Here is a 14,239-nt window from a genome sequence, read left to right as displayed (position 1 = left end):
CAGCGGGTTTTCGGCTCGTTATGATGTGCCGCACACCCCCAGCGAACGACGCTTGCGCCACGCCGGCCACCGGCGTTGCGCGCGGCGCGTGCGATACCGATACCGATATTCAGCGAGACCCCCGCGATGACGTCACCCGCACCGATCGTATACATCGTCGACGACGACAGCGGCATGCGGACGTCGCTCGCCTGGTTGCTCGAATCGGTCGGCATCGCGTCCGAGGGATTCGCGAGCGCCGCCGATTTTCTCGCGCGCTTCGACGTGAACCTGCCTGCGTGTCTCGTGCTCGACGTGCGGATGCCGGAGAAAAGCGGCTTCGACGTGCAGGCCGAACTGAACGCGCGCGGCGCGACGCTGCCGGTGATCTTCGTCAGCGGGCACGGCGACATTCCGATGTCGGTGCGCGCGCTGCAGAACGGGGCGATCGATTTCGTCGAGAAGCCGTACAACTCGCAGCAGATGCTCGAGCGCGTGCAGCGTGCGTTGCGGCTCGCGCAGCAGCGGCATGCGGTGAGCCAGCGCCACCGTGAACTGCGCCAGCGGCTCGATGCGCTGACCGCGCGCGAGAAGGAAGTGCTGCGCGGCGTCGTGGACGGCAAGGGCAGCAAGCAGATCGCATCCGATCTGTCGATCAGCGTGAAGACGGTCGACGTGCATCGCGCGAGCATCAAGGAGAAGCTCGGCGCGACGTCGATCGCCGCGCTCGTGCGCGACGTGATGGTCGTGTGGGGCGACGACGGTGAGCCGTCGCGATGAGGTTCGGCGCGTTCAGCGCATGTACAGCCCGCCGTTGATGTCCCAGCATGCGCCGTTCGCGAAATGCGCGTCGCCCGACGCGAGCAATACGGCTGCATCCGCAACGAAAGCGGCCGACCCGAGCTTGCCGCCCGGCAGGCTCGCGAGCACCTGACGCAGCTTGTCGGGCGCGACGCTTTCGTACACGATCGGCAGATCGAGCGGGCCCGGCGAGATCGCGTTGACGGTGACGCCCTGCGCGGCGAGATCGCGCGCGAACACCTTGGTCAGCGTCAGCGCGCCGCCTTTCGCGGCCGCATAGTGCGCGCCCGTGGCCGAGCCGCCGTTCTGCCCGGCGAGCGACGCGATGTTGACGATGCGGCCCGCGCCGCGCCGCGCGAAATACTGGCCGAACACCTGGCAGCCGAACAGCACGCTGCGCAGGTTCACGTCGATTACGTGGTCGAACTGCTCGGCCGTGATCTCCATCGCCGGCACGACCTTCGATGCGCCCGCGTTGTTGACGAGCACGTCGATCGCGCCCCAGCGCGCGACGAGCGCATCGCGCGCCGCTTCGAAATCGCGTTTCGACGTGACGTCGAGCGGCAGCGCGATCGCGCGTTCGCCGCTCGGATCGAGCTCGCGCGCATGCGCATGAACGGCATCGGCCGCGATGTCGGCCAGCGCGACGCGGTAGCCGGCCGCATGGAAGCGTTCGGCGATGACGGCGCCGAGCCCGCGCGCGGCGCCGGTGACGAGGACGACTCGGTCTGACATGGTGTGGTGTTCCGTGGTTCGTGGGCGCACGCCGGTGAAGGCGGCCCCCGCATTGTGGTTCATGCGGCCAGCGCCGCTTCGAAGTGTGCCGCGATCGCGCAGACCCGTTCGTCCGCGCCCTTGCGCCCGACGATCTGCAAGCCGGCCTTCAACGGTGAACCGGCGAGCGGCAGCGGCAGGCTGAGCGCGGGATGGCCGCTCAGGTTGAACGGCCGGATCAGCGACGACATCGCGATCACCGATACGCCGTCGCGGGCCTGCTGCAGCGTGATCGGCAGCGCGGGTAGCGTCGGCAGCACCAGCACGTCCGCGTGTTCGAGCGCGGCATCGACCTGCGCGGCGAAGCGTGCGCGCACGGCCTCGGCTTCCTTCAATGCCGCAGGCGCGGTCGTTGCGGCCGCACGCAATCGTGCATCGAGATCGGCGCCGAGTTTGCCGGTCGCGACCAGATGGCCGAACGCGCGCGACGTTTCCGCGTTGATCACGGTGAGCCCCGCGGCGAACGCGGCCGGCATTGCATCGAGCACGACGGTGTGCGAGCGCAGGCCCGATGCACGAACGGCCGCGTCGAGCGCGGCGGCGATCGCCGGATCGGCTTCCACGGCGAGTCGAGCGACCGTGCAGCCTTCAACGGAGGCCGTCGCCTGCGCACGATCGAAGCCCGGCGCGATCGCGGCCATCACTGCGACGAGCGTGCGGATGTCGCGGGCGAATGGCCCGACGCAATCGAGCGTGGTTTCCGCGGGCGCGACGCCGCGCCGCGACACACGGCCGAACGTGGGCTTGAGCCCGGCCACGCCGCAGCAGGCGGCCGGCCCGCGAATCGAGCCGCCGGTATCGGTGCCGAGCGCCGCATCGACAGTGCGCAGCCCGACGAGCGACGCGGAGCCGCTCGACGAGCCGCCCGGAATGCGCGAGGCGTCCTGCGGATTGACGGGTGTGCCCGTGTAGTCGTTGATGCCGGTCATGCCGAACGCGAGCTCGTGCATGTTCGCCTTGCCGGCGATCTGCCAGCCGGCGTCGAGCAGCAGGCGGACCACGTCCGCGTGGCGTACGGCGGGCGGCGCGTCGGCGAGCGCGCGGCTCGCCGCGCGGGTCGGATGGCCAGCGATATCGATCGTGTCCTTGATCGCGATCGTCGGGCCCGGGCCGCCGAGCGTGAAAGTGTCGATGAAGCCTGTCATGGTCGGTATCGTGCGAAAGCGGCGGGAAACATCAGGACCGTGGCGCGGCGGCGAGCGGCCACGGGCCGTCGAGCACGCGTTCGGTGCGGAAATGGCGGATCAGCCAGGCGGAGCCGCTGGCGGCCGGCGCGAAATCGACGGTCAGCCGCGCGGCGATCAGCTCGGCCGAGCCGTCCGCGTAGCGCGACGCCTGCAGCATGACCCAGCGGCCGCGTGCGCTTGCATGGCCGGCGCCGATCTCGATCGACTCCGACGTCAGGAAGTGCAGGTTCGCCGCGAAATGCGGATCGGGCGGCAGATAGCGGCCGAGCATCGCGATGATCGCGGCGGTGCCTTCGACGCGGCCGAATTTCCTTGCATACTGCAGGCCGATGCCTTCCCACACGGCGTCGGTCGTGAACAGTTCGGCCAGCGACGGGCCCGCGCCCGCATCGTCGGGTACGTCGCACAGCGCCATGTACCGCGTGATCGTCGCGCGCACCGCGCGCTCGGCGTCGAGCGCCGCGACGCGCCGCGCGAGCGCGTCGATCGCGGCGGGTGTCAGGTCGCTCATCGCGCGCCTCACGCCGCGGGCTTCGCGGCCGGCGGCACGCTCAGCGCGCGGCCGACGCGCGCCTCGATCTTGCCGTAGCGCCACAGGTTGTATTCGCCGACGGGCGTCGTGCGGTACAGGTTGCACACCGCGACCGCCGTGTCGAAATCGGCGACGTCGGCCATGATGTAGAACGTCCATGGCGCGCCGTCGGCCTGGCCGACCACGAGGCGGTCGTCGTCCATCACGCCGAGCACGCGCACGCCGGGCATCGCCTCGACGGCCGCGAGCATCGCGCCGTACGCCTGCCACACTTCGCCGATCCGCTCGCGCGGCAGGTCGAAGAAATTCTGCGACACGCCGCAGCAGAACAGCACGCGCAGCGGCAGCGGATTCGAATCGGACATATCGGGTTCTCCAGAGGAATCGGTTGGATGCATGATCCGGCCGGCGAGCGCGCTCCGGATCCGGTTTCATGCGTATGCATCGAGGTTGCGGTCGATGCCGGTCACAGATAGCCGGGAAACGGCGTGACGCCGGTGAACACCGCGCCCGCGCCGTCGAAGTTGCCTTCGCCGAGAAACGCGTGCTGCGTGACGACCATCGCATCGCGCAGCAGCCGCTGCAACGGATGCGTGCGATAGATCGCCGCCGTGCCGCCGAGGCGGTACGCGCGTTCGACGACGCTCGCGCCTTCGCGCGCGATCTGCGTGGCCGCGAGCCGCAGCAGGCTGATCTGGTCGGGCGTCACCGGATTGCCGGCGAGGATCGATTGCCACACGGTATCGGTCGCGTCATAGAAGAACGCGCGTGCCGAGCGCAGTTGCGCTTCGGCCTTCGCGAGCTCGATGCGGAAGTACGCGCGATCGGCGAGACGCGGCGCGCCGGTCGTCGTCTGGCGGCCGCCCGACATCCGGTTCACGACGTCGAGCGCCGCGCGCGCGAGGCCGAGGTTGACGACGGCCAGCACCTGCGCCGCATACGCGACGGTCGGGTAGCGGTACAGCGGCTCGTCGACCGTCGCCTCGCCGCCGCGCACGAAGGTCCACGCCTCGGGCACGAAGCGGTCGTTCACGCGCAGGTCGTGGCTGCCGGTGCCCTGCATGCCGACCACGCTCCAGTTCTCGACGATCTCGACGTCGGCGGCGCGGAACACGGCCGTGCGCGGCTTGTTGGGCGCCGCGTCCCGCGCGCCCGGCACGGCGATGCCGACGCCGAGCCAGTCGGCGCCCTTGCAGCCGCTCGCGAATTTCCACGTGCCGTTCACGCGCCAGCCGCCCGGAGCGTCCTGCGCGGGCTGCACCGGAAACAGGCCGCCCGCGAACACCTGATCGGGGCCGCTCGCGTACAGCTCGGCCTGCGTGTCGAGCGGCAGCGCGGCGAGGTAGACGTTCGCGGAGCCGAAGCTCGCGACCCACGCGGCCGAGCCGTCGGCGGTTGCGATCCGTTCGATCATGTCGAGGAACGCGGTCGGCGCGAGCGCGTCGCCGCCGAAGCGGCGCGGCGTGCCCGCGCGATAGATGCCGGCCTGCTTGAACAGCGCGATCACGTCGCGCGGCACGTGCGACAGCCGGTCGAACTCGTCGCGGCGGGCGGCGACGGTTTCGATCACCGCGTCGAGCGGCGACAACTGCCCGGCCGCGGGACGGGCCGCGGGCGGCGAAGGCGGCGCGGATTCGATGGCGAGGGCGGCTTGCGGCATGAAAGTCTCCTGGGGATGGGGCGATGTCGGGCATTCGCACGTGCGTGTCATATGCAAACAGACCCTAGTCTAGAAACGCCGAAAACACGCAGCAATTGGTGCGTTGGGCCGCCTGACTGGTGACGCTCCGTGCCGGCCTAAAGAAATCTTCAGATGCGATCGGCGCGCGCCGGTGCTATGTTGGGCTTCCGGCCGCGCGACGCCGCGCGCCTTGCTCTGAATCCGATCATGAGTTTTCCCGACGAAGACGATTTCCACCGGCTGCTCGACGCGCTGACCACGTGCGTGCTGCTGCACGACGCGCAGACCAAGGCGATTGTGTGGGCGAATCGCGCCGCGTGCATCGCGCTCGGTTTTTCCGTCGAGGAATTGCTGCCGCTGAAGGCGCCGGACATGACGCGCCCCGAGCCGAAGTACCGGCGCGAGATCGCGGTGAGCGCGTGGGATCGCGCGCTCGTCGACGGGCCGCAGGTGTACGAGTGGTGTTATCGATCGCGTACGGGCGTCGACATGCTGTCCGAGGCCACCGCGACCTACGTGCCGCTGCGCGGGCGCGACGTCGTGATGGTGCAGTTTCGCGACATCAGCGCGGAAGAGGCGGTGCGCCAGCAATTGCGCCGCTACGAGGCGCGGCTGCGCGAGTTCATGCAGGATCTCGACGAAGGGATCGCGGTCGTGACGCCGCACGGCGGCGTGCAGTTCATCAGCGAGTCGGGCCGCCGCGTGCTCGGGCTCGCGCCCGGCGAACCGCTCGGCGAGGTGCTCGACTACTGCGCCGAAGCCGATCGCGACCGGCTCGTCGCGCAGTTGCGCGATGCACCGTCGGCGCATCCGTCCGCGCCGCAGCGCTACCGGATCGTACGGCGCGACGGCTCGGCATGCTGGCTGCGCATCCTGTGCCGGCAGGTCGAGATCGAAGGCGATCTCGACGGGCTGCTCGTGCAGTTCCGCGACGTGAGCGACGAAGTCGCGATCGAGGACGCGCGGCGCGCCGAGGCGCGGATGCTCGAATACGCGGGCCGTTACAACGCGATGGGCGAGATGGCGACCGTGATCGCGCACGAATTGAGCCAGCCGCTCGCGGCCGTGCGCAATTTCATCGAAGGCGCGGTGCGACGGCTGAACGGCAACGGCGCCGTCGACGACGCGATCTGGGGGCTGCGCAGCGCGGACCGGCAGGCCGAGCACGCGGCGCTGATCATCAAGAGCGTGCGCGAGTTCATCGTGAAGCGCGAGCCGGTCGTCGCGCGGGCCGACCTGCGCGACATCCTCGCGGACGTCGCGTACTTCATCGAGCTGCGCGCGAAGGAAGCCGGCGTGACGGTCGCGATCGTGCAGGCCGACACGCCGCTGCCGATCCGTTGCGAGCGCGTGCTGATCGGGCAGGTGATCCTGAATCTCGCGTTCAATGCGATCGAGGCATTCGCCAGTTGCGAGCGCGTGCCGCGCACGCTGACGCTCGGCACCGCGAACGTGGCCGGCCAGGCGGAGTTGCGTGCGGTCGACAATGGCCCGGGCATCGAGGCCGGCGCGCACGAACGGCTGTTCGACGGCTTCTCGTCGTCGAAGGCCGGCGGCAACGGGATCGGGTTGTCGCTGTGCAAGAGCATCGTCACGCGCCACGGCGGGCGGATCGCCGCGAGCGCGGCTGCTGGCGGCGGGCTCGACTGCCGCGTCACGTTGCCGCTCGCCGATGGTTGAGCGCAACCGCGGCGGCGCGTCGCGGCGGGGCGGCGGCGCACGGCGCATCGTCAGCGCCCCAGCGCCCGCGCGGTCCGGCCGCCGATGCCGAAGCCGGTGTTCGGAATGTCCTTGATGATCACGCGCGTCGCCTGCAGCGGCGCGTCGAGCACGTTCGCGCCCGCGTCGGACAGCGCGGCGATCAGCGCGCGCTTCTGCTCGTCGGTGCGGCCGGCGATCAGGATCGCGACGATCACCGGCAGCGACGGCGGCGCGCCGTCCGCGGCGCTGCGGCCGCCGAGGCCGATATGCGTCGCGGGCAGTTCGGTGAGCAGCACGCGCACCGATTCGATCGGTGCGCCGATCGCGTCGACGGTCGCACCGGTCAGTCTCGCGATCAGCTCGGCCTTGCGCGCATCGTCATGGCCGGCCGGCAGGAAAACTTCGAGTGTGGGCATGATGGCTCGGAAAGGTGAAGGTGACCGGTTCACCTTTGCGCGTGCAGCGGTGAACCGGCCACGGCTTACAGCAGGAAGCCGATCGCGCTGAGCGCTTCGGTCGAGTCGATCAGGCGCACGACCTTCTCCGCGATCCGCATCTCGCCGTCGGCATCGACGTGCAGTTTGTGCGTGACGTCGGCCGCGAACAGCGTCGCGGCACCGCGCTTGTACGCGACGACGACCTGCGCCGATTTCAGCTCGACGGTGTCGGCGCTGCCGCTCTCCAGCGTGAAGCGCGACACGGTGCGCACCGTGCGCGCCGCGTCGGCGGCCGACGCCGAGTAACCGGACACCATCCGCTGCACGCGCTTCTCGCGCATGTCGTGGTCGTCGAACACGTAGTTCAGCGTCGCCGCGAAGTCGGTCGCGTCGGGATCGATCGGCACCACGTAGTGGCCGGCCGGATCCCACAGGTCGAGCCATGCGCGGTAGTCGCGACGGTCGAGCATCTCGGCTTCGCGCCACACGAATTCGACCGCGCGGGCGAAGGTCTGCTCGGAAAAGAGGGCGTTGCGGTCGTCCATCACTGTTGCTCCATCATTTTGCGCCACTGCTGGTAGGCCTCGCGCATGCCGGTTTCGTCGGTCGCGTGCGCGGTCTTTTCGCCGTTCGCGGCGGTAATTTCACGGTTCAGCCCGCGATTCACGAGGATCGGCACGTCGGGGCCCGCATGCGCGCCGCGCTGCACGCGCTCCCAGGCTTCCGCGTCGTCGGGGCTGCCGAAGCCGAACGGGCCCTGGAAGTGTTCGTGAATGCGCAGGCGCTCGCGGTTCGCTTCGTCGGGGCCGCCGTCCATCGCGAGCGCGACGTGGCGGATCTCGGTTTCGTTCGCGGAGATCGGCCGCAGCACGCGGAAGAACGCCATCGACAGCGCGAGGTTCGGGAACAGGTTCAGGTTGAAGCCGACGCCCATCAGCGAGCGCACGATGCGGCGCACTTCGTCCGGCGCGTGGCGCTCGGCGAGCTTCGCCGCGAGCGGCGCGAAGCGTTCGGGCAGCGGGGCGCCGTCGTCCGCGTCGAGATCGATCAGCTCGGGCATCAGCACCGCGAGGCTGTGGCCGTTGCCGAGCGCGCGGCAGAACGCGTCCTCGCTCGTCATGAAGCGCGTGATCGCGGCGGCCGTTTCGTCGTCGATCGATTTCATCCACGACTTGTGCACGACCGGGAAGTGGTAGAGGTCGGTGGTGTTCTCGAGCTGGATCTTCCAGTTGCCCTTGAACCTGAACTTGTGCTCGCCGTTCGCCTTGATCGGGTAGCCGGCGCCCTGTTTCATGAACAGGTCGATCCACGGCTTCGCGCCGCCGAGGAAATCCTCGAGCGGCTCGATCGCGTCGTTGAAGCTCGCGAAGATCAACCCCTGGTACACGCCGACGCGCAGCTTCACGAGCGGCAGGTCGCCCTTGTCGCACACGCCTTCGTAGCCGTCGCCGTACGGCAGCGCGCGCAGCGTACCGTCGAGCGCGTACGACCAGCTGTGATACGGGCACGTGAAGCCCTTCGCGTTGCCCTTGTGCGCTTCGCACACGGTCGCGCCGCGATGGCGGCAGCGGTTCTGCAGCACGTTGACCTCGCCCGTCCTGTCGCGCACGACGATCACCGGCTGGCGGCCGATCGTCGTCGTGATGAAGTCGCCCGGGTTCGGCAGTTCGCTTTCGTGCGCGACCCAGATCCAGGTGCGGTAGAAGATGCGGTCGAGCTCGGCTTCGAACAGCGCGGGGTCGTGGTACATCGCGGGCGCGATGCGGTCGGGCTGCGCGAGAACGTGCAACGCGCGGGTGTCGATCGTCTGGTAGGCAATGTCGCTCATCGTCGTCGTGGGGAAAGAGTCGCGAAAATCGGGCCGCGCCGGGCGCAGCGTCCGGAGATCAGTCTCGTCGTCTGCCGCATATCGGTCAAATTGATCTAAAATCGACGATCAAATAAATGCGGCAAATGATGGAGGTCACGATGACATCGGTCGATCATCTCGATCTGAACCTGTTGCGCGTATTCCAGGCGATCGTCGAGGAACGCAGCCTGACGAAGGCCGGCGAGCGGCTTGCGCTGTCGCAGCCGGCCGTCAGCTATTCGCTCGGCCGGCTGCGCACGCTGTTCGACGATCCGCTGTTCGTGCGCACGCGCGCCGGCATGCAGCCGACGCCGGTCGCGCTGGAGCTCGCCGGCATCGTCGGCAAGGCGCTCGACATGGTGCGCGTCGCGCTGCGCTACGCGGAGCGCTTCGATCCGGCCACCAGCACGCGCACGTTCCGGCTGTCGCTGTCGGATGCGGGCGAGATGGCGTACCTGCCGGCGATCTGCCGGGCGCTGCGCGAGCGCGCGCCGCGCGTGACGCTCAGCGTGCAGCCGCTGCCGGTGGAGGAGATCGAGGAAGCGCTGCGCGCGAGCCGGCTCGACTTCGCGATCGGCAACCTGCCGGAGTTGATGCCGCGCACGCGCCACCAGGTGCTGTTCGAGGAAACCTATGTGTGCATGACGGGCCGGCGGCGCGGCTTGCCGGTCGGCGCCGCGCTGAGTCTCGAGCAGTTCGTGCGCGCCGCGCACGTGAACGTGAAATCGGTCGAGCACAGCCACCACGCGCTCGACGATGCGTTGCGCGCGCAAGGCGTGGGCCGCAACATCGCGCTCGAGGTACCGCACTTCGTCGCGCTGCCGAGCGTGCTGTCGGTCACCGATCTGTATGCGACGCTGCCGAAGCGGCTCGCGCGGATCCTGAACCGCGACAACGCGTTCCGGCTGTATGAGCTGCCGGTCACGCTGCCGCCCGCGCCGGTGACGATGCACTGGCACGAGCATTTCCACGAGGACGAGGGCAACGCATGGATGCGCGCGCTGCTCGCCGAGATCGTCGAGCGTTTCGACGAATGACGATCGGGCCGGTGCGAGATGGGCGGCGGCCGCGTGTCGCCGGCGCCGGCCTGTCCCGACCTTCAGCGCATCGGAGCGTCAGTCGATCGCCAGATCGCGATACGCCAGCGCGCCCCGCGCATCAGAGATCGAGCACGAGCACGGGCGAGCGCGCACGCGACACGCAGCAGCAGATCACCGTGTTGCTCGCGCGCTCGGCCTTGCTCAGGCAGTGATCGCGATGATCGGGTTCGCCGTCGAGCACCCGCACCATGCAGGTGCCGCATACGCCTTCGCCGCATGACGTATCGACCTCGATGCCGATCTTCGCGAGTGCGTCGACGATCGACGTATCGGGTGCGACGCGCACCGATTGGCCGCTGCGTTGCAGGCGCACTTCGAAGCCCTCCGCCGGGGCGTCATCCGCGGCGGTGACGGCCGCCGACGGTTCCGCCGCGAAGCGTTCGAGATGAATCGCGTCTTCCGGAACGCGCGTGACCGCGGCGGCGACGACCGCATCCATGAACGGCCCGGGGCCGCACGTATAGACATGCGCGCTCGAGTCGATCGACTCCATGCAGCGGCCGAGTTCGGCCGCGAGCGCATCGGGCTCGGCGCCGTAGTGGAACGTCACGTGCGATGCGAACGGCTCGGCCGACAATTCGTCGACGAAGGCCGCGTGATCGCGGCTGCGCGCGAAGTAATGCAACCGGTAGCGTGCGCCGCGCCGGTTCAGCGCATACGCCATCGACAGAAGCGGCGTGATGCCGATGCCGGCCGCGATCAGCACGTGCTCGCTCGCGGCATCGGTCAAGCGAAACAGGTTGCGCGGCGCGCCGATCGACAATTCGGCGCCGACGCTTACGTCGTCGTGCAGCGAGCGCGAGCCGCCGCGCGAGTGCGTTTCCTTCTTCACCGCGAACAGGTAGCTGCGGCGCTCGTCGGGGTTGCCGCACAGCGAGTATTGCCGCGTGATGCCGGACGGCGCGGTGACGTCGATATGGGCGCCGGGTTCGTACGCGTCGAACGGCTGGCCGTCGACGCGCGAGATCCGGAAACAGCGGATGTCCTGCGCCGCGTCGATCAGCGCGTCGATCCGGACCTGGTGGCGGTTCGCTTGCATGGGAAATTCCGTGGGGTAGAGAAAAGCGGCGCGGCCGAGCCCGCGCCGGCATGCAATCGAGAATAGGGATGGGCATCGCATAAATCAAATCGATTAAAAATCGATGTTGGAATAAGCGGGATGGATGATGGTGGGCGTGCCGATTGTCGCCGGTCGGCGTGGCGGCGCTCGCGCGGCCGGTACGCCGACCACGCGATCGGTGAACCGCGTGGCTTCAGCGAACGGCGATGACGTTGCCGCCGTCGACGGCCGCGTCAGCCGAAGCCGATGCCGCCGCATGACCGCGTTCGCGTTCGAGGCTGCGGCGATAGCGGCGACACCCTGCGGCGAGCAGCAGCGCGGCCAGCGTGGCCGCCGCGACGTTGACGATCGACATCGAATGGCCGACCGCGGCCGGCGCGCCGAACACGCGATCGGTGAACAGCGCGACGACGGTCGTGCCGATCCCGAGCGCGATCAGGTTCGACACGAGCAGGAACAGCGCGGAGATCTGCGCGCGCATCTGGTTCGGCGCGAGCGTCTGCATCGCGGCGGTCGACGTCGGCATCGGGAACGATGCGAAGAACATCGCGACGACCAGCATCGCGAGCGACGCGGGCAGGCTGTCGAGCTGCGTGAACAGCGTCGCGGGAATCACCATGCACGCGGCGCCGATCGCGCCGGCACGCATCGGCGCATCGCTTCGGCCGCGCCGCAGCAGCCAGTCGTTGAGCCAGCCGCCGCAGAACACGCCGGCCGTGTTCGCGGCCAGCAGCACGATGCCGAGCGTGTAGCCGGCTTCGACGGCCGTCATCCCGAAGTGGCGGATATAGAACGCGGGCGTCCAGCTCAGCAGGCAGTACAGCGTCATCGCATAGAACGAGAAGCCGAGGTAGTGGCACGCGAAGGTCGCGCGATGCGCGCCGACGAAGCGCAGCGAATCGCGCATCGACACGCGCCGCACGGCGCCCGAGCGATCCTGCGCGAGCCCCTTGCGCTGCGGATCGCGCACGGTCGCGGCGAACAGCAGCGCAACGAGGATCCCCGGCAGCCCGACGATCAGGAACGTGACCTGCCAGGCATGCACCTGCCCGACGATCGGCAGCGTGAACGCGCTCGCATGCTTGAGCAGCGCGATCACGTAGCCGCCGATCAGGAACGCGATGCCGCCGCCGATGAACGAGCCGAGCGAATACACGGCGATCGCGCGGCCGAGCTTCTCCTTCGGGAAGTAGTCGGCGAGCATCGAATACGCGCCGGGCGACAGCGCGGCCTCGCCGACACCGACGCCCATCCGCGCGACGAACATCTGCACGAAATGCTGGCTGAGCCCGCATGCGGCGGTCGCGACGCTCCACAGCGCGATGCCGAGCGAGATGATGCGCGGGCGCGCATAGCGGTCGGCGAGATACGCGACGGGCAGCCCCATCACCGCATAGAACAGCGAAAACGCGAAGCCGTTGAGCAGGCTGAACTGCGTATCGGACAGGTGCAGGTCGCGCTTGATCGGTTCGATCATCAGCACGAGGACCTGGCGGTCGACGAACGAAAAGATGTACGCGAGCATGCAGATGACGACGACATACCATTCGTACGTATAGCGCTTGCCGTCGGCAGCGCGGGCCGTGGATGCGGACATGCGGGTTCTCCAGGAGCGGGCGGTGGAAACGCGCGGCATCGGCCTCGCGGGCCGGGCGCCGTCGCGGCGCGAACGCGTGCGGGTGACACGATCGGTGACGCAGCGTAGTCGGCCAAATTCGGCCGCCATAGCCGGAGTGACAGCCGCGCCGCACGGACATTTACCGACGCGGATAAAGAAAACACCGAGGCCCTGCGCGCGAGCCGCCCCGCAGCGTACGTGCGACGGGGCGCGCGCGCATCATGCGGCGCGTCTATAAGCGTTATAGAGCGCATTGCGTCGACGTCCGAAATTGTCGTTCCTAGACTCGGCCGGGTTTTGATCGGCGGCGTTCGCGTCTCAAGGCGAACGCGCTTCACACCGAGCGGCGCGATGCCGACAGGCGCCGCAACTTCTACGGGACGACGCAGATGAACCAACCGAACGGGCGGGCCGACCGGCTTGCCGTACTGCTTGCCGCGCTGCTCGCGTGCATGACGCTGCCGGCCGCCGCGCAATCGAGCATGACGCTCTACGGCCGCATCGACACCGCGATCGAATACGCGAACGCCGGGCCGAACCACGTGACACGCATGGGCAGCGGCAACCTGTGGGCGTCGCAGTGGGGGCTGAAAGGTGTCGAGGATCTCGGCGGCGGCTACGCGACGATCTTCAAGCTCGAGGACGGCTTCAACGCGGCGAACGGTGCGTTGTCGAACAGCAGCGCGCTGTTCGGCCGCGAAGCGTGGGTCGGCATCACGGGGCCGTTCGGCGGCGTGCAGTTCGGCGAGCTCTACACGATCCTGCATACGACGCTCGTCACGTACAGCCTGCCCGGCCTCGGCGCGGGGCTCGCCTGGGGCAACGCGACCAACAACTTCGTCGGGCCCGCGTTCCTGCGCGTGCGCAACTCGATGCGCTACACGTCGCCGCGCTACGCGGGCTTCATGCTGCGCGCGATGGCCGCGCGCGGCGCCAATGGCGCGGCCGGGCAGCCGGCGACGCTCGGCGATACGTACGGCGCGGGCATCAACTACGTGCGCGGCGGGCTGTCGGTCGACGTCGACTACATGCAGCAGAAGTTCAGCTCGGTAGCGGCATCGACGCTCGGCAACACGAGCCCGGCCGCGAACGGCCACTACACGCTCGGCGCGATTTCGTACGACTTCAAGGTCGTGAAGGTGGCCGCGCTGTATATGCGCCATCGCGGCGGCCCCGATGTGGCGACCGCGGTCGACAGCCAGAGCGCGTATCCGCACAGCGACATCATGGAGCTCAGCGCGACGGTGCCGATCGGGCGCGCGTCGCTGCTGCTGAGCGTCGGCCATTACCGGAAGGTCGCCGACAGCGACGGCAACGCCGATTCGTACGGCATCCGCTTCGACTATCCGCTGTCGAAGCGCACGGTGCTGTACACGGGCGCCGCGATGGTGCGCAACGGCGCGCATGCGCGCTTCGTCGTCAACGGCGCGGCGGGCGGCGGCGTCGCGGTCGCGAAGCCTGGCGCGACCGCGAGCTCGCTCGTCGCGGGCATCCTCACGTCGTTCTGAGCGTTTTGGCGG

The 14,239-nt window shown here is 69.0% G+C and carries 14 protein-coding genes; 4 read left to right on the top strand and 10 right to left on the bottom strand.

Annotated elements, in window-relative coordinates; genetic code table 11:
• Nucleotides 1–126: 126 nt before the first annotated feature.
• The gene (locus tag QZM15_RS16990) at nt 127–759 is read left to right on the top strand and encodes a response regulator transcription factor (RefSeq protein ID WP_059580100.1); all 633 of its coding nucleotides are present in this window, start codon (nt 127–129) and stop codon (nt 757–759) included.
• 12 nt (nt 760–771) lie between these two features.
• On the opposite strand, the gene QZM15_RS16985 is transcribed toward QZM15_RS16990, so the two are convergent.
• The 5 genes from QZM15_RS16985 to QZM15_RS16965 all read right to left on the bottom strand — a co-directional run bounded on the left by QZM15_RS16985 (nt 772) and on the right by QZM15_RS16965 (nt 4,933).
• Nucleotides 772–1,515, bottom strand: a complete 744-nt coding sequence (locus QZM15_RS16985) for an SDR family NAD(P)-dependent oxidoreductase (protein WP_302106841.1) — start codon at nt 1,513–1,515, stop codon at nt 772–774.
• Nucleotides 1,516–1,574: 59 nt separating this feature from the next.
• A complete protein-coding gene (locus tag QZM15_RS16980; RefSeq protein ID WP_059580105.1) occupies nt 1,575–2,699 on the bottom strand; it encodes an amidase in 1,125 nt (374 codons plus the stop codon).
• 31 nt (nt 2,700–2,730) lie between these two features.
• Entirely contained in the window at nt 2,731–3,252 is a 522-nt protein-coding gene (locus QZM15_RS16975; RefSeq protein ID WP_302106840.1) for a nuclear transport factor 2 family protein, read from the bottom strand.
• Nucleotides 3,253–3,260: 8 nt separating this feature from the next.
• A complete protein-coding gene (locus QZM15_RS16970; RefSeq protein WP_059580110.1) occupies nt 3,261–3,638 on the bottom strand; it encodes a hypothetical protein in 378 nt (125 codons plus the stop codon).
• Nucleotides 3,639–3,739: 101 nt separating this feature from the next.
• Nucleotides 3,740–4,933 (bottom strand): acyl-CoA dehydrogenase family protein, encoded by a 1,194-nt coding sequence (locus QZM15_RS16965; protein ID WP_302106839.1) that lies wholly within the window; start codon nt 4,931–4,933, stop codon nt 3,740–3,742.
• A gap of 153 nt (nt 4,934–5,086) precedes the next feature.
• Here QZM15_RS16965 and QZM15_RS16960 point away from each other — a divergent pair, with 153 nt between their 5' ends.
• Nucleotides 5,087–6,634 (top strand): sensor histidine kinase, encoded by a 1,548-nt coding sequence (locus QZM15_RS16960; protein WP_059580114.1) that lies wholly within the window; start codon nt 5,087–5,089, stop codon nt 6,632–6,634.
• A 50-nt stretch (nt 6,635–6,684) separates the two neighbouring features.
• Here QZM15_RS16960 and QZM15_RS16955 read toward each other — a convergent pair whose 3' ends face one another.
• From QZM15_RS16955 to QZM15_RS16945, 3 genes are all read right to left on the bottom strand, one after another.
• Nucleotides 6,685–7,071 (bottom strand): tautomerase family protein, encoded by a 387-nt coding sequence (locus tag QZM15_RS16955; RefSeq protein WP_059580117.1) that lies wholly within the window; start codon nt 7,069–7,071, stop codon nt 6,685–6,687.
• 65 nt (nt 7,072–7,136) lie between these two features.
• A complete protein-coding gene (locus QZM15_RS16950) occupies nt 7,137–7,640 on the bottom strand; it encodes an aromatic-ring-hydroxylating dioxygenase subunit beta (RefSeq protein WP_059640303.1) in 504 nt (167 codons plus the stop codon).
• A complete protein-coding gene (locus QZM15_RS16945; protein WP_302106838.1) occupies nt 7,637–8,920 on the bottom strand; it encodes an aromatic ring-hydroxylating dioxygenase subunit alpha in 1,284 nt (427 codons plus the stop codon). Before QZM15_RS16945 ends, QZM15_RS16950 begins: the two co-directional genes overlap by 4 nt.
• Before the next feature lie 140 nt (nt 8,921–9,060).
• Here QZM15_RS16945 and QZM15_RS16940 point away from each other — a divergent pair, with 140 nt between their 5' ends.
• Nucleotides 9,061–9,978, top strand: a complete 918-nt coding sequence (locus QZM15_RS16940; protein WP_124863819.1) for a LysR family transcriptional regulator — start codon at nt 9,061–9,063, stop codon at nt 9,976–9,978.
• Between the two features lie 121 nt (nt 9,979–10,099).
• Here the strand turns inward: QZM15_RS16940 and QZM15_RS16935 are convergent, their stop codons facing one another.
• Both QZM15_RS16935 and QZM15_RS16930 read right to left on the bottom strand, forming a co-directional pair.
• Nucleotides 10,100–11,080, bottom strand: coding sequence for a PDR/VanB family oxidoreductase (locus tag QZM15_RS16935; protein WP_302106837.1), 981 nt, complete (start codon nt 11,078–11,080; stop codon nt 10,100–10,102).
• A gap of 214 nt (nt 11,081–11,294) precedes the next feature.
• Complete coding sequence (locus tag QZM15_RS16930; protein WP_302106836.1) at nt 11,295–12,698, bottom strand: MFS transporter; 1,404 nt, start codon at nt 12,696–12,698, stop codon at nt 11,295–11,297.
• Nucleotides 12,699–13,108: 410 nt separating this feature from the next.
• On the opposite strand from QZM15_RS16930, the gene QZM15_RS16925 reads away from it, so the two are divergent.
• Nucleotides 13,109–14,227, top strand: a complete 1,119-nt coding sequence (locus QZM15_RS16925) for a porin (RefSeq protein WP_302106835.1) — start codon at nt 13,109–13,111, stop codon at nt 14,225–14,227.
• Nucleotides 14,228–14,239 lie beyond the last annotated feature (12 nt).

The organism is Burkholderia sp. AU44665, assembly GCF_030504405.1.
Classification (GTDB): Bacteria; Pseudomonadota; Gammaproteobacteria; order Burkholderiales; family Burkholderiaceae; genus Burkholderia; species Burkholderia semiarida.
The sequence above is the reverse complement of the archived record's forward strand: the minus strand, read 5'-3'. Positions and strand labels throughout refer to the sequence as shown.

What these genes read in the sequence shown, in the direction of transcription:
- QZM15_RS16955 (WP_059580117.1), bottom strand. Translation starts at nt 7,071, where the DNA reads ATGCCCACACTCGAAGTTTTCCTGCCGGCCGGCCATGACGATGCGCGC.
- QZM15_RS16990 (WP_059580100.1), top strand. Translation starts at nt 127, where the DNA reads ATGACGTCACCCGCACCGATCGTATACATCGTCGACGACGACAGCGGC.
- QZM15_RS16965 (WP_302106839.1), bottom strand. Translation starts at nt 4,933, where the DNA reads ATGCCGCAAGCCGCCCTCGCCATCGAATCCGCGCCGCCTTCGCCGCCC.
- QZM15_RS16975 (WP_302106840.1), bottom strand. Translation starts at nt 3,252, where the DNA reads ATGAGCGACCTGACACCCGCCGCGATCGACGCGCTCGCGCGGCGCGTC.
- QZM15_RS16930 (WP_302106836.1), bottom strand. Translation starts at nt 12,698, where the DNA reads ATGTCCGCATCCACGGCCCGCGCTGCCGACGGCAAGCGCTATACGTAC.
- QZM15_RS16960 (WP_059580114.1), top strand. Translation starts at nt 5,087, where the DNA reads ATGCGATCGGCGCGCGCCGGTGCTATGTTGGGCTTCCGGCCGCGCGAC.
- QZM15_RS16940 (WP_124863819.1), top strand. Translation starts at nt 9,061, where the DNA reads ATGACATCGGTCGATCATCTCGATCTGAACCTGTTGCGCGTATTCCAG.
- QZM15_RS16985 (WP_302106841.1), bottom strand. Translation starts at nt 1,515, where the DNA reads ATGTCAGACCGAGTCGTCCTCGTCACCGGCGCCGCGCGCGGGCTCGGC.
- QZM15_RS16945 (WP_302106838.1), bottom strand. Translation starts at nt 8,920, where the DNA reads ATGAGCGACATTGCCTACCAGACGATCGACACCCGCGCGTTGCACGTT.
- QZM15_RS16935 (WP_302106837.1), bottom strand. Translation starts at nt 11,080, where the DNA reads ATGCAAGCGAACCGCCACCAGGTCCGGATCGACGCGCTGATCGACGCG.
- QZM15_RS16980 (WP_059580105.1), bottom strand. Translation starts at nt 2,699, where the DNA reads ATGACAGGCTTCATCGACACTTTCACGCTCGGCGGCCCGGGCCCGACG.
- QZM15_RS16925 (WP_302106835.1), top strand. Translation starts at nt 13,109, where the DNA reads ATGAACCAACCGAACGGGCGGGCCGACCGGCTTGCCGTACTGCTTGCC.
- QZM15_RS16970 (WP_059580110.1), bottom strand. Translation starts at nt 3,638, where the DNA reads ATGTCCGATTCGAATCCGCTGCCGCTGCGCGTGCTGTTCTGCTGCGGC.